At 29.3% G+C, this 20,965-nt stretch carries 23 protein-coding genes and 8 tRNA genes; 30 read left to right on the top strand and 1 reads right to left on the bottom strand.

All coding sequences use genetic code 11. The features are described 5' to 3' along the window. Positions 1–9 precede the first annotated feature (9 nt). The 21 genes from prmC (at position 10) to spoIIID (ending at position 18,685) form a co-directional block, all read left to right on the top strand. Positions 10–1,761, top strand: coding sequence for a peptide chain release factor N(5)-glutamine methyltransferase (gene prmC / locus HH195_RS08930; protein WP_196370890.1), 1,752 nt, complete (start codon positions 10–12; stop codon positions 1,759–1,761). 103 nt (positions 1,762–1,864) lie between these two features. Continuing rightward, positions 1,865–2,947, top strand: a complete 1,083-nt coding sequence (gene prfA, locus HH195_RS08925) for a peptide chain release factor 1 (RefSeq protein ID WP_196370889.1) — start codon at positions 1,865–1,867, stop codon at positions 2,945–2,947. 72 nt (positions 2,948–3,019) lie between these two features. Then, entirely contained in the window at positions 3,020–4,072 is a 1,053-nt protein-coding gene (locus tag HH195_RS08920; RefSeq protein ID WP_196370888.1) for an L-threonylcarbamoyladenylate synthase, read from the top strand. A gap of 15 nt (positions 4,073–4,087) precedes the next feature. Beyond that, positions 4,088–4,537, top strand: a complete 450-nt coding sequence (rpiB, locus tag HH195_RS08915) for a ribose 5-phosphate isomerase B (protein WP_196370887.1) — start codon at positions 4,088–4,090, stop codon at positions 4,535–4,537. 22 nt (positions 4,538–4,559) lie between these two features. Further along, entirely contained in the window at positions 4,560–5,189 is a 630-nt protein-coding gene (gene upp, locus HH195_RS08910) for a uracil phosphoribosyltransferase (RefSeq protein WP_196370886.1), read from the top strand. Between the two features lie 15 nt (positions 5,190–5,204). Next, positions 5,205–6,356: a non-hydrolyzing UDP-N-acetylglucosamine 2-epimerase gene (wecB, locus tag HH195_RS08905; RefSeq protein WP_055259559.1), complete on the top strand. Its 1,152-nt coding sequence runs from the start codon at positions 5,205–5,207 to the stop codon at positions 6,354–6,356. A gap of 951 nt (positions 6,357–7,307) precedes the next feature. After that, complete coding sequence (locus HH195_RS08900; protein WP_055259558.1) at positions 7,308–7,985, top strand: F0F1 ATP synthase subunit A; 678 nt, start codon at positions 7,308–7,310, stop codon at positions 7,983–7,985. 27 nt (positions 7,986–8,012) lie between these two features. After that, positions 8,013–8,231 carry an ATP synthase F0 subunit C gene (gene atpE, locus HH195_RS08895; RefSeq protein ID WP_055259556.1) on the top strand — a complete coding sequence of 73 codons (219 nt, stop codon included), beginning with the start codon at positions 8,013–8,015 and terminating at the stop codon, positions 8,229–8,231. 45 nt (positions 8,232–8,276) lie between these two features. Further along, positions 8,277–8,510 carry an ATP synthase subunit c family protein gene (locus HH195_RS08890; protein ID WP_055259555.1) on the top strand — a complete coding sequence of 78 codons (234 nt, stop codon included), beginning with the start codon at positions 8,277–8,279 and terminating at the stop codon, positions 8,508–8,510. A 36-nt stretch (positions 8,511–8,546) separates the two neighbouring features. Further along, positions 8,547–8,768 carry an ATP synthase F0 subunit C gene (gene atpE, locus HH195_RS08885; protein WP_055259553.1) on the top strand — a complete coding sequence of 74 codons (222 nt, stop codon included), beginning with the start codon at positions 8,547–8,549 and terminating at the stop codon, positions 8,766–8,768. Between the two features lie 64 nt (positions 8,769–8,832). Next, a complete protein-coding gene (locus tag HH195_RS08880; protein WP_055259551.1) occupies positions 8,833–9,312 on the top strand; it encodes a F0F1 ATP synthase subunit B in 480 nt (159 codons plus the stop codon). A 3-nt stretch (positions 9,313–9,315) separates the two neighbouring features. Further along, complete coding sequence (locus HH195_RS08875; RefSeq protein ID WP_055259549.1) at positions 9,316–9,855, top strand: F0F1 ATP synthase subunit delta; 540 nt, start codon at positions 9,316–9,318, stop codon at positions 9,853–9,855. A gap of 10 nt (positions 9,856–9,865) precedes the next feature. Next, positions 9,866–11,374, top strand: a complete 1,509-nt coding sequence (gene atpA, locus HH195_RS08870) for a F0F1 ATP synthase subunit alpha (RefSeq protein ID WP_055259547.1) — start codon at positions 9,866–9,868, stop codon at positions 11,372–11,374. A 75-nt stretch (positions 11,375–11,449) separates the two neighbouring features. Further along, positions 11,450–12,301 (top strand): ATP synthase F1 subunit gamma, encoded by an 852-nt coding sequence (atpG, locus tag HH195_RS08865; RefSeq protein ID WP_196370885.1) that lies wholly within the window; start codon positions 11,450–11,452, stop codon positions 12,299–12,301. 13 nt (positions 12,302–12,314) lie between these two features. Continuing rightward, complete coding sequence (gene atpD, locus HH195_RS08860; protein ID WP_055259544.1) at positions 12,315–13,718, top strand: F0F1 ATP synthase subunit beta; 1,404 nt, start codon at positions 12,315–12,317, stop codon at positions 13,716–13,718. A gap of 17 nt (positions 13,719–13,735) precedes the next feature. After that, the gene (atpC, locus tag HH195_RS08855; RefSeq protein ID WP_196370884.1) at positions 13,736–14,155 is read left to right on the top strand and encodes an ATP synthase F1 subunit epsilon; all 420 of its coding nucleotides are present in this window, start codon (positions 13,736–13,738) and stop codon (positions 14,153–14,155) included. 179 nt (positions 14,156–14,334) lie between these two features. Beyond that, on the top strand, positions 14,335–14,979 hold the full coding sequence (locus tag HH195_RS08850; protein ID WP_196370883.1) for a hypothetical protein: 645 nt from the start codon (positions 14,335–14,337) through the stop codon (positions 14,977–14,979). A 22-nt stretch (positions 14,980–15,001) separates the two neighbouring features. Then, positions 15,002–16,270 carry a UDP-N-acetylglucosamine 1-carboxyvinyltransferase gene (murA, locus tag HH195_RS08845; protein WP_196370882.1) on the top strand — a complete coding sequence of 423 codons (1,269 nt, stop codon included), beginning with the start codon at positions 15,002–15,004 and terminating at the stop codon, positions 16,268–16,270. A gap of 117 nt (positions 16,271–16,387) precedes the next feature. Next, a complete protein-coding gene (gene spoIID / locus HH195_RS08840) occupies positions 16,388–17,467 on the top strand; it encodes a stage II sporulation protein D (RefSeq protein WP_243278497.1) in 1,080 nt (359 codons plus the stop codon). Between the two features lie 148 nt (positions 17,468–17,615). Beyond that, positions 17,616–18,359 carry a M23 family metallopeptidase gene (locus HH195_RS08835; protein WP_196370881.1) on the top strand — a complete coding sequence of 248 codons (744 nt, stop codon included), beginning with the start codon at positions 17,616–17,618 and terminating at the stop codon, positions 18,357–18,359. A 71-nt stretch (positions 18,360–18,430) separates the two neighbouring features. Continuing rightward, positions 18,431–18,685, top strand: coding sequence for a sporulation transcriptional regulator SpoIIID (gene spoIIID / locus HH195_RS08830; protein WP_055259537.1), 255 nt, complete (start codon positions 18,431–18,433; stop codon positions 18,683–18,685). Between the two features lie 113 nt (positions 18,686–18,798). Here the strand turns inward: spoIIID and yyaC are convergent, their stop codons facing one another. Further along, a complete protein-coding gene (yyaC, locus tag HH195_RS08825; protein ID WP_055259535.1) occupies positions 18,799–19,326 on the bottom strand; it encodes a spore protease YyaC in 528 nt (175 codons plus the stop codon). Positions 19,327–19,438: 112 nt separating this feature from the next. On the opposite strand from yyaC, the gene HH195_RS08820 reads away from it, so the two are divergent. The 9 genes from HH195_RS08820 to HH195_RS08780 all read left to right on the top strand — a co-directional run bounded on the left by HH195_RS08820 (position 19,439) and on the right by HH195_RS08780 (position 20,957). After that, positions 19,439–20,095: a hypothetical protein gene (locus tag HH195_RS08820; RefSeq protein WP_196370880.1), complete on the top strand. Its 657-nt coding sequence runs from the start codon at positions 19,439–19,441 to the stop codon at positions 20,093–20,095. 159 nt (positions 20,096–20,254) lie between these two features. After that, positions 20,255–20,329, top strand: a tRNA-Thr gene (locus tag HH195_RS08815). Between the two features lie 7 nt (positions 20,330–20,336). Beyond that, a tRNA-Tyr gene (locus HH195_RS08810) sits at positions 20,337–20,421 on the top strand. Positions 20,422–20,434: 13 nt separating this feature from the next. After that, a tRNA-Val gene (locus HH195_RS08805) sits at positions 20,435–20,510 on the top strand. A gap of 14 nt (positions 20,511–20,524) precedes the next feature. Then, positions 20,525–20,599 (top strand) — tRNA-Thr (locus HH195_RS08800). 5 nt (positions 20,600–20,604) lie between these two features. Then, positions 20,605–20,689 (top strand) — tRNA-Tyr (locus HH195_RS08795). A 13-nt stretch (positions 20,690–20,702) separates the two neighbouring features. Further along, positions 20,703–20,778, top strand: a tRNA-Val gene (locus tag HH195_RS08790). Positions 20,779–20,792: 14 nt separating this feature from the next. Further along, positions 20,793–20,867: transfer RNA gene (locus tag HH195_RS08785), tRNA-Thr, on the top strand. Between the two features lie 5 nt (positions 20,868–20,872). Further along, positions 20,873–20,957 (top strand) — tRNA-Tyr (locus tag HH195_RS08780). Positions 20,958–20,965: the final 8 nt, after the last annotated feature.

Below are 20,965 nucleotides of genomic sequence, written 5' to 3'. Positions count from 1 at the left end.
GGGTTGTTTATGAGAAAAACTGAAGTTGGTGGTCAAGCAGTATCAGATGGTGTAATGATGAGGGGAAAGTTTGGTGTAGCAACAGCGATTAGACAACCAAATGGTAGAATAAGTGTAAGATTTAAAAGAACAAAATTTACTGAGAAAAAAAGAAAAATTTTATATATACCTATAATAAGAGGAATAGTTATACTTTTTAATTCATTAACTTCAGGAATGAAAGAATTAGATACGTCGTCTAAAAATCTTGAAGAAAATGAACCATCAAAATTTGAATTGTGGTTGAATAAGAAATTAGGTAAAAAAACTAATGATATATTTTGGGGATTAGCAATTTTTATTTCATTATTGATTTCTATAGGGGTTTTTATAGTTGGACCTGTTTTAATAACAGATTTTATAGGATTTTTTGGAGCACCTAAATTTATATTAAATTTCATAGAAGCACTTGTAAGTATATCTATTATACTTGTATATATGTGTTTGATTGGTAAAACTAAAGAAATAAAAAAATTATTTGAGTATCATGGTGCAGAGCATAAAACTATTAGATGTTATGAAAGCGAAGAAGAATTAACTATTGATAATGTCAGAAAATGTTCGAGGTTTCATCCAAGATGTGGAACTAATTTTTTATTTATAGCAATTATGGTTAATGTTTTTTTATTATCATTTATTAGTTGGAATTCTTTAATAATGCCTATTGTGGTAAGATTGATTTGTTTACCATTAGTTGTTGGGGTATCTTATGAAATTGTAAAATGGATAGGGAAATCAAATAGTATATTAGCAAAAATAATATCATATCCTGGTTTGAAGTTGCAAGTGCTTACAACAAGAGAACCAAATAATGAGCAAATAGAGGTGGCGATTATGGCATTAAAAAAAGCAGAAGGAATAAAAGAGCGTGAAAAAACGATAGAAGAATTATTAAATATTTCTAAAGAAGTTTTAAAAAAAGAAGAAATTGATACTTATATTTTAGATAGTAATCTTTTGTTAGGTGAAATTTTAAAACAGGATAAACTTTATCTTTTAATGAATAAAAATGAAAAAGTACCTAAATATAAAGAAAAAAAATTCATGGAACTTTTAGAAAAAAGAAAAAGAAGAATGCCTATGCAATATATTTTAAAAAAGTGCGAGTTTATGGGACTTGATTTTTATGTAGAAGAAGGGGTTTTAGTTCCCAGGGGAGATACTGAAATATTAGTAGAAGAAGTTTTAAAAAATATAGATAAAAATAATACTTTAAAGGTATGCGATTTGTGTTGTGGAAGTGGAGCAATAGGAATTTCTTTAGCTCATTATAGGAACGAAATATTAGTTGATTTAATAGATGTTGAAAGTATTCCAGAAAGAGTTACAAAAACAAATATTAAAAACTTAGAAGTTGAGGAAAGATGCACATTTATAAAAAGCGACCTTTTAAATGAAGCTATAAATAATGAAAAGGTATATGATATAATTGTGTCTAATCCCCCATATATAAGGGAAGAAGTCATAGAAACGCTTATGGATGATGTTAAGAATTATGAACCTCATATAGCATTAAATGGTGGAGTAGATGGGCTTGATTTTTATAGAAAAATAATAAATGATAGTAAATGTGTTTTAAGAAAAAATGGAATATTAGCTTTTGAAATAGGTTTTGATCAAGGTGAAGATGTAAAATTGTTAATGCAAAATGGAGGATATAAAGATATAAGAGTTATAAACGATTTATCAGGACTTAATAGAGTTGTTATTGGTAGATTATAATAAAGAATTTTAAAGTGATAGAGTGTGTTAAGTCTTGATAAAAATTATAATATTATGTTATAATAACTGAATGTGAAAATATGAGTTGCGGAGTGATAAATAAATGATACTAGATAGATTAAACTTTATTGAAAACAAGTATGATGAACTTTCCGTTAAAATAAGTGATCCTAGCATAATGGCCAATCAAAATGAATGGAGAAAATTATGTAAAGAGCATGCTGATTTAGAGATAATAGTTAATAAGTATAAAGAATATAAAGAAACTATAGATGACTTAGAAGCTAATAAAGAAATGTTAAGTGAAGAATCAGATTCTGAAATGAGAGAAATGATAAATGTTGAAATAAAAGAATTATCAGAGAAAAAAGAAAGTTTAGAATCTGAAATTCAAATTTTGCTACTTCCTAAAGACCCTAATGATGATAAAAATGTTTTTGTTGAAATTAGAGGTGGAGCAGGTGGAGATGAAGCTGCTTTATTTGCTGCTAATCTTTTTAGAATGTATACAAAATATGCTGAAAAGAACAGATGGAAGGTTGAACTTATGAGTTCTAATGAAACTGATATTGGAGGTTTTAAAGAAGTCGTATTTATGATAAGAGGTGAAGGTGCTTATTCAAAGCTTAAGTACGAAAGTGGAGCACATAGAGTTCAAAGAGTTCCAGATACAGAAAGTTCAGGAAGAATACATACATCAACAGCCACTGTTGCAGTGCTTCCAGAAGTTGATGATGTAGAAGTTGAAATAAATGAGAAAGATTTGAGAATAGACGTGTTTAGAGCGTCAGGTAATGGAGGACAATGCGTTAATACTACAGATTCTGCGGTTAGAATAACTCACGTACCAACTGGAGAAGTTGTTTCTTGCCAAGATGAAAAATCACAACTTAAAAATAAAGAAAAAGCTATGAAAATCTTAAGAGCAAGACTTTATGAAAAAGCAGAAGCTGAAAGACTTGCTGGAATAGCAGAAGATAGAAAGAGTCAAGTAGGTACTGGGGATAGAAGTGAAAGAATTAGAACTTATAATTATCCTCAAGGAAGAGTTACAGATCATAGAATAGGATTAACTCTTTATAAGTTAGATACATTTATGGATGGAGATATAGACGAAATTATAAATGCATTAATAACTGAAGACCAAGCAAAGAAAATGGAACAAATGGGAAATACAGACTTTTAACATACTAAAGCCTTACATATATATGTAAGGCTTTAAAACTAGGCTTTTAAATTTAAATAAGGAGATTTGATAATGAAAACTAAGATTAACATTATAAAAAAATTAGAAAAAGATAAAATTTTTATAGATGAAGCAGCTAATGTTATAAAAGATGGGGGACTTGTAGTTTTTCCAACTGAAACTGTTTATGGTCTTGGTGCTAATGCTTTAGATAGTGAGGCTGTAAAAAAAATATTTATAGCTAAAGGTAGACCTCAAGATAATCCTCTTATAATACATATAGCAGATAAAGATGATTTATATAAGTATGGAAAAAATGTTTCAAAGATAGCTAAAGATTTAGCGGATAAGTTCTGGCCAGGACCAATGACTTTAATAGTTGAAAAAAATAATTTGATACCAGATGTTACATCCGCTAATTTAAGCACAATAGGGATAAGAATGCCAAGTGATGAAGTAGCTAGGGAATTTATAAAAAAATCAAATGTTGCAATTGCAGCACCATCTGCTAATATTTCAGGAAGACCTAGTCCAACAGATGTTAAGAGATGCATTGAAGATTTAGATGGAAGAGTTGATTATATATTAGGATGTAATGAAAGTGATGTTGGGGTTGAGTCCACAATAGTTGATGTGAGTGTATATCCCCCATGTGTTTTAAGACCTGGTGGAATTACTTTGGAGATGTTAAAAGAGATATGTCAAGATATATATATGGATAAAGGAATAATAGGAAAAGATGCTAATATAAAACCTAAAGCTCCAGGTATGAAGTATACACATTATTCTCCAAAAGCAAGAGTTAGGGTTGTAGATGGGAACTTAGATAAATGTGTTGAAAAAATTAATGAAATGGTGCATAATTACATAGAAAAAGGTCTAAGAGTTGGAGTTATGGCAACTGATGAAACAAGAAACGAGTATAAAGAAGGTTTGGTTTTATCTTTAGGAACAAGAAATGATGTATCCACAATTGCTAAAAGTTTATTTTCAACTTTAAGAGAATTTGATGATAAGCATGTAGATATAATAATAAGTGAAGCTTTTATGGAAGAAGGATTAGGAGTTGCTATAATGAATAGACTTAAAAAGGCTTGTGGATTTGATATTGTAAAAATAATATAAAAGAGGTGTATTAATATGAAAATAGCAGTAGGTTGTGACCATGGGGGATTAAATTTAAAAAATGAAATAATTAAGCATTTAAATTCTAAAAATATAGAAATAAAAGATTTTGGAACATATACATCAGAATCATGTGATTATCCAGATATAGCAAAAGTGGTTGGAGAAAAAGTTATAGAAAAAGAATTTGATTTTGGTATATTAGTTTGTGGTACTGGAATAGGTGTATCTATTGCTGCTAATAAAATTCCTGGGATAAGAGCAGCTTTGTGTCACGATACTTTTAGTGCACATGCAACTAGAGAACATAATAATGCAAATATATTAACCTTAGGTGAAAGAGTAGTTGGAACAGGATTAGCTTTAGATATAGTTGATACTTTCTTAAATTCAACTTTTCAAGGTGAAAGACATCAAAGAAGAATAGACAAAATAGCAGACATAGAAAAAAAGTACAATAAATAATTTGATTTTTAGGAGGGTAAAAATGGGTAAAGTTACAGAAATAAAGCATCCACTTATATCGCATAAATTATCTATGATTAGAGATAAAAATACGGGAGCTAAAAATTTTAGAGAATTGGTGGAAGAGGTTTCAATGCTTATGGCATATGAGGCTACACGAGATCTTCAAACTAAAGAAGTTGAGATAGAAACTCCTATATGCAAGACAAAATGTTGTGTATTAGCAGGGAAAAAGGTTGCTGTTGTACCTATATTAAGGGCTGGACTTGGTATGGTAAATGGAATCATAAATTTAATACCAGCAGCTAAAATAGGTCATATAGGGCTTTATAGAGATGAGGAAACTTTAAAACCGGTTGAATACTTTTGTAAATTACCTCAAGATATAGCTCAAAGAGATGTAATAGTTGTAGATCCAATGCTTGCAACAGGTGGATCAGCTGCAGATGCGATAACGCTTTTAAAGAAAAGAGGAGCTAGTAAAATAAGATTAATGTGCTTAATAGCATCTCCTGATGGAATAAATACAGTAAAAGAAATGCATCCAGATATAGATATTTATATAGCTTCAATAGATGAAAAATTAAATGAACATGGATATATTGTACCAGGGCTTGGAGATGCAGGAGATAGATTGTTTGGAACTAAGTAGTGTGGAGGACTTTTTATGAATAAAATAAAGGTATTAACTATCTTTGGAACTAGACCAGAAGCCATAAAAATGGCACCTTTAGTTAAAGAACTAGAGAGCAGAGAAGAAATAGAGTCAAAGGTCTGTGTAACGGCACAGCATAGAGAAATGTTGGATCAAGTTTTAAATCTTTTTGATATAAAGCCTGAATATGATTTAAATATAATGAAAACCCGTCAAAGTTTGACTGGAATAACTACAAAGGTTTTAGAAGGGTTAGAAGAGGTATTTGTTGAGGAAAAACCAGATATGATTTTAGTACACGGAGATACAACAACTACTTTTGCAGGGAGTTTAGCAGCATTTTATCAACAGATAAAAATAGGTCATGTTGAAGCTGGACTTAGAACTTTTGATAAATATTTTCCATTTCCTGAAGAGATGAATAGAAAGTTAACAGGAGCTTTGGCTGATTTACATTTTGCACCTACTAAAAGTTCAAAAAGAAATCTTTTAAGAGAGGGAATAGATGAAAGCATAATAAAAATAACAGGTAATACTGTAATAGATGCTATGGAGCATACTGTAGATGAAAATTATACTTTTGAAAGTGATGAATTAAATTATATAGATTTTAAAAGTAAAAAAGTGATAATGATAACCGCTCATAGAAGAGAAAACTGGGGCGAAGGAATAGATAATATATGTGAGGCATTAATAAATATTGTAGATAATAATGAAGATGTTGAACTTATATATCTTGTACACTTAAACCCTGTTGTTAGAGATATGGTTTATGGAAAGTTAGAAGGTAGGGAAAGAATACATTTATTACCTCCTTTAGATACTAAGGAAACTCATAATTTAATGAATAGATGTTTTATGATTATGAGTGATTCAGGTGGTCTTCAAGAGGAAGCACCACATCTTGGAAAGCCTGTTTTGGTTTTACGAGATGTAACTGAAAGACCAGAAGCTGTGGAAGCTGGAACAGTAAAATTAGTAGGAACAGATAAGGAAAGAATAATTAAAGAAGCAAATTTACTTATAAATAATGAAGAATATTATAATAAAATGAGTAGAGCTATAAATCCTTATGGTGATGGTATGGCTTCAAAACGAATTGTAGATTTTATATTGAATTATTTTGGAAAACAATGCAATATAAAGGAATTTGGAAGTAAATAAAGTGTTTTAAAGTTCTCAGATTATTATTTTAATATAATTAAAATAATAATCATAAGAGAACTTTTTTGTTTATTAAAAATTAACAAAAAATTATTTTTTAATAAATTATAGAGCAATAGATAGCTATAATTAATCTTAAATGTAATAAAAATACAAAAAAATGCAAGTGGAATAAATAATTAATTCTAAATATTAAATATTTAATATATGATTTTTACTTGTGCCATTAAAATATTTAATGATAAAATATATAGAAGTTTTAATAATATATTGTTAAAAAAAATAAAAAAATATAGTAAATTAATATAAAGTATATTGTTTTTTTTAGAAAATAAATAATATTATACAAGTATAAAGAAATAATAGCTAGGCATACTAATAAGGCATACTAAGATAATATGAAAAAAATCAACTTTATAATAAAAAAATGTATAATAAAAATAAAATTATTTAATTGTATTTAAAAATATAATATTAATAATTATTATTTGGTGAAAAAAGTATAAATTTAATCTAACTAATAATATTTATTTAAAAATATTAAAAAAATATTGAAATAATTATACAAACATTATTCAATTATTAAGTGACAATAGTAGGCAATATATTAATATTATCATTTGAATGAAAAAAGAATTCGGTAATGAAAATGATATCACGAATGTAAAAAATATTCTGAATAATGATTGTAATTTAATATTATAAATCAAAAAATAAGAAAATAAGAATAAACAAAAGGTATGTCGAATAAAATAGAAAATATACAACTAAAATCTTAGCAAAGGTTAAAAAAAGACAAAATACGACCAAATATGAAATTTTATTAATGGTAATATAGGATTTATAATATAAACAAGTAATTAAACAGCTTATATTCAAAAAATTTGAATATGGTTAAAAATGCTTCAATATAATTATTTTTTAAATTTTAAGGAAAGGAGGAAAATATTTATGAATGTTTTTGCGCCTAATTTTACTGTGAATATAGCAGGAATTAAAATTATAGCGCCTATTATATATGAATGGGCAACTATGATATTTCTAATAATAGCTTCAATTTTATTAACTAGAAAAATGAGTACTAGAAACCCAAGCAAGATACAAACATTAATAGAAATGCTTTATTCATTCTTAGAAGGTCTTGTTGTTGATAATGTTGGAGAAGAATATTCTAATTTTATTCCTGTTTTAGGAACAATGTTTATGATGTTATTTATATTAGATACATCAGGTATGCTTGGATTTTCAGAAGCAACTAGTAATTTAAGTGTAACAGCAGGATTTACAATAATTACTTTTTGTATAATGCATGGAAATGCTATCAAAAAAAATGGAGTAAAAGAATATTTTAAAGGATATGCTAGACCTTATGTTCCAATGATATTATTAAATTTAATGGAATTATTCATCTTACCATTGTCTTTATGCTTACGTTTATTTGGAAATATGTTAGCAGCAGCAATAGTGGTAGGATTAGTTTATTCAGGATTAAATAGTCTAAATTGGGCTTGTCAATTAGTTATACCTATACCAGTGCATTTATTCTTTGATGCTTTTGATGGTATAATCCAAACTATAATATTTGTAATGTTAACAGTTATGTATATGAAATTACAAGCTGAACATTAGAATTAATTTTTTTAGGAGGTAATTTACATGGATTTAAGTTTATTAGCAGCAGGTATTGCATGTTTAGCTTGTATTGGAGGCGGTGTTGGAACTGGTATTGCTACTAGAGCTTCAATAAAAGCAATGGCAAAACAACCAGAGATGGCAAACAAAATAAACTCTATATTTATAATGGCAACAGGTCTTTGTGGTGCTACAGCAATTTATGGGTTAGTAGTAGCTATTATAATATTATTTGTTAAATAGTTAATACATAAAACGCTTTACGAATATGTAATAGGAGGTTTTTTTATGATTTCAGGAATGGCAATATTGGGTGCTGGTATTGCGGTAGCATCTGCAATTGGCGGAGGAATAGGAACAGGAATAGCTGTTGAAGGAGCTGCAGAAGCTAGAGCAATGGCAAAAAGAAATCCTGAATTGGGTAGTAAAATTAATGCAACCTTTATAATGGCAACTGGCCTTGCAGGAGCAACCTCAATATATGGATTGGTTATAGCGATTATAATTTTATTTGTAAAATAATTAAATTTTATAAAGAGTAGTTAGGAGGATTCACTTATGACAGATATGGCGATATTAGGAGCAGGTGTTGCAATAGTATGTGCTCTTGGAGCAGGTATTGGTATTGGTATAGCAGCTGAAGGTGCGGTTGATGCTTTAGCTAGAAGACCAGAATTAGAAAGTAAAATACAAAGTATGTTTATATTAGGAGCGGGTCTTACAGAAGCAACAGCTATATATGGATTAGTTATAGCAATAATATTATTATTTGTAAAATAGTAATATTTGAAGAAAAAATAATAGGAATTAATATTAATTTACTCCGGAGGGAGGCAGAGTATATATGACAATAGATTGGTTTACAGTCTTGGCTACAATCATTAACTTCATAATTTTAGTTGCTATCTTAAAACATTTCTTCTTTAATAAAGTTAAAGACTTACTTAAGAAGAGACAAGAGGATATAACAGCTCAAATAAGAGAAGCTGATGAAAATGCTGAAAAGGCTAGAAAGCTAAGAATAGATAATGAAAATTTATTAAAGTCAGCTAAAGAAGAAGGTAAGAAAATTACTGAAGAACAAAAAAGAAAAGCTGATAAGTTATATGAAGAAATTATTGATAATGCACAAAAGGATGCTAATTCAGTAATTGAAAAAGCTAAAGCAGAAATGGTAAAAGAAAGAGATAAAGCAGAACAAGAGTTAAAACAACAAACTGTTCAATTAGCTTTAATGATGTCATCTAAAATTTTAAATGAAGTTATAGATGAAGAAAAGCATAGACAACTTATAGATGAATTTATAAGTAAGGTAGGTATCTAGTATATGTATGAATTTTTAGATAGAAGATATGCTTTGGCTATTTATGAAATTGCACAATCCAAAAATGCGGTTGATAGATATATTGAAGATTTAAAAGATATTTGTGATGTTTTATATGGGAACGAGGACTTTTATAAAATTATAGTACATCCACAAATAAGCACTTCTGATAAGAAGAAGACATTTAAAAAAGCTTTCCAAGGAAAAATTGATGACGAGTTATTAAATTTTCTTTTGTTGTTAATTGAAAAAGATAGAATAGGCTTTTTAAAAGAAAAAGTTGTTCAGTTAGAGAAAATCTACTTAGAAAAACAAAACATGATAATAGCTCAAGTAAAAAGTGTTATACCATTAAGTGAATATCAAGCTAATAAATTAACAGAAAATCTTGAGAAGAAATTTAATAAAAAAATAATATTGAAACAGGAAATTGATAAAAGTATAATTGGTGGACTTTATGTTGTGGTAGGAGATGAAGTGATAGATGGTAGTGTTAAATCACAATTACAACAAATAAAGTCACAAGTTCTTAACAATGAATAGAGGTGAAACTATGCACATTAAACCAGAAGAAATAACTTCTATAATTAAAGATGAGATAAAGAAATATGAAAATGAATTAAAAACTGTTGATTCAGGAACTATAATTCAAATAGGTGATGGAGTTGCTACAGTTTACGGTTTACAAAACTGTATGGAAGGAGAACTTCTAGAGTTCCCTAATGAAGTGTATGGTATGGCGCTTAACCTAGAAAAAGATAATGTAGGATGTGTTTTATTAGGCTCTGAAAAAGGAATCAAAGAAGGGGACATAGTAAAAAGTACGGGAAGAGTTGTGGAAGTTCCTGTAGGTGATAATCTAATAGGTAGAGTTATAAATTCTTTAGGTCAACCAGTTGATGGAAATGGTCCTATAATAACAGATGGATATAGACCAATAGAAGTACCTGCACGTACTATACTAGAAAGAAGTTCAGTTAATGAACCTCTACAAACAGGTATTAAAGCTATAGATTCAATGATACCAATTGGTAGAGGACAAAGAGAGTTAATAATTGGAGATAGACAAACAGGAAAAACTGCAATAGCAATAGATACAATAATTAACCAAAAAGGAAAAGATGTTATTTGTATATATGTTGCAATAGGACAAAAACAATCAACAGTAGCTAATATAGTTAATACGTTAACAGAAGTAGGAGCTATGGATTATTCAATAATAGTAGAGGCTACTGCATCACAATCTGCACCACTTCAATATATTGCACCGTATGCAGGGTGTACTATAGGTGAATATTTCATGAATAAAGGGAAAGATGTTCTTATAATTTATGATGATTTATCAAAACATGCTGTAGCTTATAGAACTATGTCCTTATTATTAAGAAGAGCACCAGGTAGAGAGGCGTATCCAGGAGATGTATTCTATATACATTCAAGACTTTTGGAAAGAGCAGCTAAGCTTTCAGAGGAAAATGGTGGTGGTTCATTAACTGCACTTCCAATAATAGAAACTCTAGCAGGAGACGTATCTGCTTATATACCAACAAATGTTATATCAATAACAGATGGACAAATATTCTTAGAATCTGAACTATTTTATGCAGGACAAAGACCAGCTGTTAATGCCGGTATTTCAGTTTCAAGAGTTGGTGGTAATGCTCAAATAAAAGCAATGAAACAAGTATCTGGTACATTAAGACTTGAACTTGCTCAATATAGAGAATTAGCATCTTTTGCTCAGTTTGGATCAGATCTTGATAAAGATACTCAAAGTAGACTTGAAAAAGGAAAAAGAGTAGTTGAAGTATTAAAGCAAGATCAATATGCACCTATGGATGTAGAAAAGCAAATAATGATACTTTATGCTGTGGTTAATGATTTCTTAACAGATATAGAAGTAAGTGCTATAAAATCTTTTGAGAAAGAGTTTTTAGAGTTTATGGATACTCATCATAGAGAAATCGGCAGAAATATTATGGAACAAAAGAATTTAACAGATGATATAAAATCATCTTTAGAACAAGCAATAGTTGAATTTAAGAAAACTTTTTTAGTATAGGAAATTTAGTATAGGAAATTTTAAGCATAGTCTCTTAGGAGGCTATGTAGTATTTTAGAAATGGAGGTGAAACAGATGGCAGGAGCAGGACTTTTAGATATAAAAAGAAGAATAAAAAGTGTAACAAGTACTGAAAAAATTACTAAGGCAATGGGGTTAGTTGCTACCTCTAAACTTAGAAAGGCTAAAGCAAGATTAAAGACTAATGAATATTATTTTAGTAATCTTAATCAAATTTCAAGAGAATTGGTTGGGTCTTTAGACGATATATCTGATAATATTTTTATAAAGGGAAACGGAAGCGATAAGAAATTATATATATTGATATCATCAGATTCTGGACTATGTGGAGGATTTAATTCAAATCCAGCAAGTTATCTTAATGAAAAGTATGGAGATACAAGCCAATCAGTTATAGTAGTTGGTAGAAGAGGATTATCTTATGCTAAAAAATTTAATCATACTACTATAGCAGAGTATGTTGATTTAGCAGAGGAACCTGCGACTAAAGATGCATCTATGATATGTAAAAAAGCTTTAACAGAATTTAAGAATGGTAATTTTGGAGAAGTTATAATAGTTTACACAAAATTTGTTTCATCAATAGTTCAAGAAACAGTTGAACAAAAATTATTACCAATAGAAATACCAGATAATAAAGAAAATTCAGATTTGTATAGTGTTGAATGCAAAGAAGATGAGGTATTAGAGGCTATTATGGGCTCATATATGATATCAAATATGATGTATGCTTTTTGTCAGTCAAGAACTAGTGAACAAAGTGCAAGAATGCAAGCTATGGATGGAGCAAGTAAAAATGCTCAAGATATTTTAGATAGCTTAAAGATAGAATATAACAAAATAAGACAATTTGCTATAACACAAGAAATTTCCGAAATAGTTGGAGGTTCAGAAGCACAAGGATAAGGAGGTACAGAGTATGACTAAGAATGTAGGTAAAGTAGTTCAAGTAATAGGACCAGTTGTAGATATAAAGTTTAATAACGAATCACTTCCTAATATTTATAACGCTATTCATGTAAAATTAGAAGGAGAAAAAACACTTGTTTGTGAAGTTGAGCAGCATATAGGTGATGATATAGTAAGAACTATAGCTATGGAAGCAACAGAAGGGTTAAAAAGAGGGGCTGAAGCTATAGATATGGGGGTACCTATATCAGTTCCAGTAGGTGAACCTGTTTTAGGTAGAATATTTAATGTTTTAGGAAAGCCTTTAGACTTTGAGTATGAAGGTGAAGTAAAATCAGAAACTTATTACCCTATACATAGAGCAGCTCCAAGTTTTGAAGAACAAACAGTATCACCACAAATGTTTGAAACAGGAATAAAAGTTATAGACCTTATTGCTCCATATCAAAGAGGTGGAAAAATAGGATTATTTGGTGGTGCAGGTGTAGGAAAAACAGTTCTTATACAAGAACTTATAAATAATATAGCAAAGCAACATGGAGGACTTTCGGTATTTACAGGAGTCGGAGAAAGATCAAGAGAAGGTAATGACCTATATTATGAAATGAAAGAATCAGGAGTTTTAAATAAAACAGCTTTGGTATTTGGTCAAATGAATGAACCACCTGGAGCAAGAATGAGAGTTGCTTTAACAGGACTTACTATGGCTGAATATTTTAGAGATAAAGGGCAAGATGTATTATTATTTATAGATAATATATTTAGATTTTCACAAGCTGGTTCAGAAGTTTCAGCGCTTCTTGGAAGAATACCTTCAGCTGTTGGATATCAACCAACATTAGCTACTGAAATGGGTGCACTTCAAGAGAGAATAACATCTACAACTACAGGATCAATAACATCAGTTCAAGCAGTATATGTTCCAGCAGATGACTTAACTGACCCAGCTCCAGCTACAACATTTACTCACCTTGATGCTACAACAGTTTTATCAAGAAGTATTGTTGAACTTGGAATATACCCAGCTGTTGACCCATTAGATTCTACATCAAGAATACTTGATCCTAAGGTAGTAGGTAAAGAGCATTATGATGTTGCATCAAGAGTTAAACACATTCTAGAAAGATATAAAGAACTTCAAGATATTATAGCTATTTTGGGTGTAGATGAATTAGCTGATGAAGATAAAATAATAGTTAGTAGAGCAAGAAAAATACAAAGATTTTTATCTCAACCATTTACAATTGGTGAACAATTTACAGGTATGAAAGGAAGATATGTACCTGTAAAAGAAACTATAAGAGGATTTAAGGAAATATTAGAAGGTAAACACGACGACTTACCAGAAGCTGCATTTTTATTTGTAGGTAATATAGATGAAGCAGTTGAAAAAGCTAAAAGTTTAGCAAAATAGTATAGGAGTGATTATTAATGAGTGCGACTTTTAAATTAACAATTATTACTCCTGAAAAAGAAGTATTTAATCAAGATGTAATGAGATTTTCATGCGAAAGTCAAAAGGGACAGTTTGAAATTTTACCAGAATATGAGTCATCATTGATTGTAATAGTTCCAAGCACAGCAATAATCAAAGATGATAAAGGTAAGATAAGTAAATTATTTGTTTCCAGTGGATTGTTAAAGGTTAATAAAAATCAAGCAATGCTTTGTGTGGACGCAGCTGAATGGCCAAAGGATATAGATGTGAGCAGAGCTAAGGAAGCAAAAGAAAGAGCTGAAAGTAGGCTTTCAAATAGGGATAAAGATATTGATGTTAAAAGAGCAGAAATAGCTTTAGTAAGAGCTTTTGCTAGAATAGAAACTGTGGAAGCTAAAATAGAAGAAGAATAAGAGAAGTCTGTAGAATATATTATTCTACAGACTTTTTGTTGTAAAAAATATTATTTTAGAACAATTTGTATTGAAACTGTATATATTGATAATATAAAAATATTTATAAAATATAAGTAAAACTAGTAGAATATTATATTGCTCTCCTGACCATAATTATAACGAAAGTGGGGGAGTTTATGAAAAAATTATGTTTTACTTTAATAATTTTTATGTTTTCTTTATGTATAAAAGGAAGTTATGTATATGATGAAGATGATATATATATAAAGGTACACAATGTGGTAGACTTTTGTGAAAGTGGGATAAAAATTAGCTATAAAACTAAAAGTGATATAAGAGAAATTTTACAACAAATAAGTGATTTGAACATATCTTATTTTAATAATACTTTGAAAATAGATGAAAACATGGGTGATAACTTTAGTTTTGAAGAAGAAACGGATAAAGCATCTACAAAGATTTTAATAGCAAAAGATGTGAATGAATATACTGTAGAAATGGAAATTATAGATAAACAAAAATTAATTAATATAAGTGAAATAAAATTGAAATGTAGAAAGTTAAATAATATATCAAATCTAAATTATTACACATTTATGAAAGGAAAGGTAAAAAAACAATATGAATATGAATTAGAGGATAGATTATTTAATATATTAGATTGTTATAATATTAAAAATAAGAGTAATGTTTCATTAGAAAATGGGTTGACAGGAATATTTACAGTTCAAAAAACATTAAAGATTAATTACTCCATTATGAACTATGATGATGGCACATATTTGATTGTGGGGTCTCCTATTATATTTATAACATATTAAATATTAATTAATGGAGGATAACATGGATAATTTAATAATAAATGGACAAAGAAAATTAAAAGGAGAAGTAAATATAAGTGCTGCTAAAAATTCAGTATTGCCAATAATAGCTGCATCATTATTAGCAACAGAAGAGGTTACAATAATAAATGCACCAATGCTTGATGATGTATTTACATTATGCAATGTGATAGAGGAGTTAGGATTTAATATAAGTATAAATAAATTGTGTAATACTATAAAAATAAAAGAAGGTAGTTCTTTAAAGATAAGTCCAAATGAAGATTTGGTTAGAAAAATGAGAGCTTCATTTCTTATAATTGGACCTATGTTATCTAAGTATGGAGAATTTAGACTTACTAGACCAGGTGGGTGTAATATAGGGAATAGACCAATAGATTTACATTTAAAAGGATTAAAAACTTTAGGTGCAGAAATAACAATAGATAAAAATGGAGGAATAATAGCTAAAGCAAAAAGATTAATTGGAGAAAGAATATATTTAGATTTTCCTTCAGTAGGAGCAACAGAAAATTTAATGATGGCCGCAGTTTTGGCAAAGGGAACAACAATAATAGAAAACGCTGCACAAGAGCCTGAAATAGTTGATTTAGGTAATTTTTTAAATGCTTTAGGAGGAAAGGTTTATGGACAAGGAACAAGAAAAATAACTATAGATGGAGTGGAAAGTTTAAAAGGTGGAAAATATTCGCCTATATATGACAGGATAGAGGCTGGAACATTTATGATAGCAGCAGCAATAACTGGTTCAACTATAAGGATAAATGGAGTTAACGAAGATTATTGTAGACCGCTTATAGAAAAATTAAAGGAATGTGGTGTAGAGTTCGTATTTTTGAATAATGGATATAGTGCGATTGTAAATGGAAAAAGTAGGCTTAGAGCTGTTGATATAAAAACAATGCCATACCCAGGATTTCCAACTGATATGCAATCACAAATGATGAGCCTTTTGTGTTTGGTGAATGGAAGTAGCATAATAACAGAGACAGTTTTTGAAAATAGATTTATGAATGTGGACGAGCTTATAAGAATGGGAGCTCATATAAAAGTTGTAGGACGAACTGCTTTTGTTGAAGGAGTAGATAAATTATTAGGGTGTAAAGTACAAGCTACAGATTTGAGAGCAGGGGCAGCTTTAGTATTAGCAAGTCTTGCTGCTGAAGGGACAAGTATAGTAACTGATGTATTTCATATAGATAGAGGATATGTTAACATTGAAAATAAATTAAAAGGTATAGGAGCCGATATACGTAGAATAGCTGTATAATATAAAAAACTATGGAATTTAATATTTCATAGTTTTTTATATTATAAAATATGTAATATAGAAGAGGAATAGGAATATAAATATATATGTAAACTATATTTGAGATGGGGGAGGTAAGTGAAGAGAAAAAATATAGCGATTTGTATAGATATAGGGATAATTGTATTAGTTTTTTTTATTGTTTTTACAATACCTGTTTTATTTGGTAGTTTATCAAAAAAGGATGAGGAAAATAAAAAGAAAATGGATGTAGATTCAGTTTTTCAAGATATAACAACTAATGACACCATTAAAGATAATCAGAATAAAAGAAAATTAGTTGATGCTGGTATAGATTTAACAATGGTAAAGGTTTATATCACCAATACTGGAAAAATAAAAAGCATACCTTTAGAAGAGTATGTATTAGGTGTAGTTTTAAGTGAAATGCCAGCAGCATTTGATGAAGAAGCTTTAATGGCACAAAGCATTCTTGCAAGGACATATGTAATTAGTAAAAAGTTAAAATCTTGTTCTAAAAGTGAAGAAGCAGATATTTGTGATAGTACTCATTGTCAAGTATATACAGATCCAGAAGAGAAAAAAAAGCAATGGGGAAGTAAGGCCGATGAATATTATGAAAAAATAAAAAGTGCAGTAGAAAAAACAGCAAATCTTATTGTTTCTTATGAGGGAGTTATTATAGAATATCCGCAATACTTTGCAATAAGTTCTGGAAAAACGGAAGAAGCTGAAAGTGTTTTTTCCATAGACATACCATATTTACAAAGTGTTGAAAGTCCGGGGGAAGAAGAGGCTCCTAAATATGAAAGTAAAAAAACTTATACAAAAACTAATTTCATAAATATAATAAAAAATAATATAAGTGGAAGTGATTTGAGTGTAAATAATTTAGAAAGTGCAATAAATATATTATCTAGAAATGTTGGAGATACTGTAAAGGAAATAAAAATTGGAAATAATGTATTAACAGGAATTGAATTTAGGCAGATATTTGCATTGAATTCAGCTAATTTTACTATAAACTTTGAAGGAGATAATGTAGTTATAGATTGCAAAGGGTATGGTCATGGAGTAGGTATGAGTCAATGGGGAGCTAATGCTATGGCTAAAAACGGAAATAATTATAAAGAAATAATAAAACATTATTTTCAAGGAAGTGATGTAATTAATATAAATGATGTGTATTTAGAATAAAAATTAAAATACATGTTGATTAAAATGTTTCTTATTGGAAAAGATATTAGATAAATTTATTATCTAATATCTTTTTATTTTTTTTGTTAGATTAAAATATGTATTATTTTTTAAAAAATGGTAAATAATAAAATTGGAGGTGTTATTAATGACAAAAAAATCAAATATAAAGTCTTTTTTAAAAGGAAAGGCATTTTACGTAATATTGTTTATATGCTTATGTATTGTTGGAACTACTGCAGTAATAACAACAAGAAGCAGTATGAAAGGTAGCAATAAACAGGCAAGTAATTTAGAGAATAAAGAAAATAAGGAGATAGCACAAAACAAAAATAATCTAGAAACACAATATAAGGATGTTGAGTTGGTTGAAGAGAAAACTGCCGAAGATAAACAAGAATTTGCTGTTGTAGATGGGACAGAAGATGATGATACTGTTCAAACATCATCAAATCCTAGTGAATTATTTATAAGTCCTATAACTAATGGTGTGGTAACAAGAAATTACGATATTACTCCAAGATTAAATGATGAAAAAACATCAGCGGTGGTATATAAAGGAGTGGATATTGAATCTAAAGTTGGCACTGATGTTAAATCAATAGCAAATGGAAAAGTTATAGATGCTGGAAAAGGTGATTCAAAAGAAGGGTTTTATGTAGTAGTACAACACAATGATGGCTTTATATCAAGTTATGGTAATTTAGCAGAAGATTTAGCAGTGGCTGTAGGGGATGAAGTAACTCAAGGAAGTATTTTAGGAAAAATAGGAAATACAATTCAAAATAATCCTAGTGATAGGGTATCTGAAGAATATTTATTATTTCATATGGAAAAATCTAAAGAGCCAATTAATCCGATAGAGTATATAAATGAGCTAAAAGTAGAATAATAAATAAATGAATATAGTCAGTCATTTTATGACTGACTATTAAATAATTAATATTTATTAAGGAGGTTTTTATGAAGGATTATATTGAAGAAAGAGTATTAGAAGTTGCTCAATATATAATAGATTCTAGAGCAACAATAAGGAAAACAGCTAGAGTATTTGGAGTAAGTAAAAGTACTATACATAAAGATATGACTGAAAGATTGCCTAAGATAAATCCATGTATAGCAGAAGAAGCTAAAAGCATATTAGATTTAAATAAAGCTGAGAGGCATATAAGAGGTGGTAAAGCAACAAAGCTGAAATATAAAGTGATAGAAGCTTAATACATTGATATAATTTTATATTTAACATATTGAATTTTAATTATATTATAAGCACAAGATTAAATACATGGTATTAATAAATTCTTTATGATAAGTAAAGTTTATATTTTTAATTACAAAGAATTTTTAAGGTGGTATGCATGGATAATTCCATTTCGAATAACCTTAGCCATTTCCATAATTAAATTTAATCTTATAGGTCTATTAGTAAACAATTCCAAACTATCTGAGGAGTCAACAATTCCTATTATAGAAGCATTGCCAACGCTTTGGAGGGTTTTACCTACACCTTTTCCTGGATGGATAGGCTCATCTCTAGTGTGAATTTCGCCTATGGCATTTGCATCACCTAAGCATGCATCAATTGCTATTATAGAAGCGGTGGGATAGTTATTAGATATTTCTTTTAACCTAGTATCTAAATTTAGAGCATGTATTGGAGAAGCAAGAGTGCCAAGTATAGGTAGAGGGAATAAAGCTTCTTCTAATAATGTTCCAACTAATGGTCCAAGTGCATCTCCGATACATTTATCTGTACCTATACAAACTATGATAGTGTCATTAGTAATGTAATCTTTTAAAAAATTAGCTATATTGTAATAACATAATGGCGAACTATAATTAACTTTTATTTTGCTCAAAGTGTCACCTCCCTCATAAATTTATATGAAATAAATAAAAAAAATATTAAATAAAAACAAGAGGTATTAAAAAGAATTATAAATAATTATATTTTTAAAGGAGACATTAGATGTGAAAAATAATAAAAAGGAAATATATTTAATAATTATTACTACTTTTTTTAGTGTAATAATTATGGTGTTTAGTTTTAGTATTAAGCAACCTAAAAGTTACATTGATGAGAAAATAGAAGAAAGCGAAGAAAATTATTTAGATAAAGATATAGCATTTAATAAAAATAAGGAGGAGTCTTTATTAAGTGAAAAAGATAATCAGATTTCTAAAAATAATGCTGATCAAGGGATAAATATAACTAATAAAAAAGAAGATATTTTAGAGGAAGATGAATTTTCAAGCATTTCTAATGAACATGTAGAGGTTATAGACGAAGAAAATTCACAGAAAATTATGCTTGTGGATAAAGATAAAGAAGAGAGGGTAGAAGAGGAAGTTGTACAAAGTGTATTTAAAACTGATAAAAACAGTATAATAAATAAAATATCAAGTATTGATAAATTAAAAATAATGAAAATGGCAAATAGTTTATCAGTAAATGATTATAGGAATCTTATAAATAATATCAAAAGGAATGATGAAGTGTTAGCTGCAACTGAAATATTTGAGCTATTAAAAAATAAATTATCAAAAAAACAGTATGATGAATTAGTTTTAATTTTGGATCCATATATAGATATAAAAATGATAGAAAATAAAATAAATGAAAAATAAAGAAAAACATATTAAATGAAAAAAATAAAGAGAAAAATGATAATAATTTAAAATAAAAAGAAAAAATGGCCTAAAAATAAGGTTGAAATAAACATAAATAACATATATACTAAGTCTTGTCGATTGGAGATGTTTCAAGAGAAAAAACAAAAAAGTTACGCTGGCATGGCTCAACGGTAGAGCAGCTGACTTGTAATCAGCAGGTTGTAGGTTCGATTCCTATTGCCAGCTCCAAAAATGTGGAGGAATTCCCGAGTGGCCAAAGGGGGCAGACTGTAAATCTGTTGTCAGTGACTTCGATGGTTCGAATCCATCTTCCTCCACCAATAAAAACAATAAGGTCGCATAGCTCAGCTGGGAGAGCATCTGCCTTACAAGCAGAGGGTCACAGGTTCGATCCCTGTTGTGACCACCATTAACTTAATATATGCTGGCATGGCTCAACGGTAGAGCAGCTGACTTGTAATCAGCAGGTTGTAGGTTCGATTCCTATTGCCAGCTCCAAATGTGGAGGAATTCCCGAGTGGCCAAAGGGGGCAGACTGTAAATCTGTTGTCAGTGACTTCGATGGTTCGAATCCATCTTCCTCCACCAATAAAAACAATAAGGTCGCATAGCTCAGCTGGGAGAGCATCTGCCTTACAAGCAGAGGGTCACAGGTTCGATCCCTGTTGTGACCACCATTAACTTAATATATGCTGGCATGGCTCAACGGTAGAGCAGCTGACTTGTAATCAGCAGGTTGTAGGTTCGATTCCTATTGCCAGCTCCAAATGTGGAGGAATTCCCGAGTGGCCAAAGGGGGCAGACTGTAAATCTGTTGTCAGTGACTTCGATGGTTCGAATCCATCTTCCTCCACCAAATAATAG

Source organism: Candidatus Sarcina troglodytae (assembly GCF_015708635.1).
Taxonomy (GTDB): domain Bacteria; phylum Bacillota; class Clostridia; order Clostridiales; family Clostridiaceae; genus Sarcina; species Sarcina ventriculi.
Note: the sequence above shows the minus strand (reverse complement) of the source record. Positions and strands in the feature narration are given on the sequence as shown.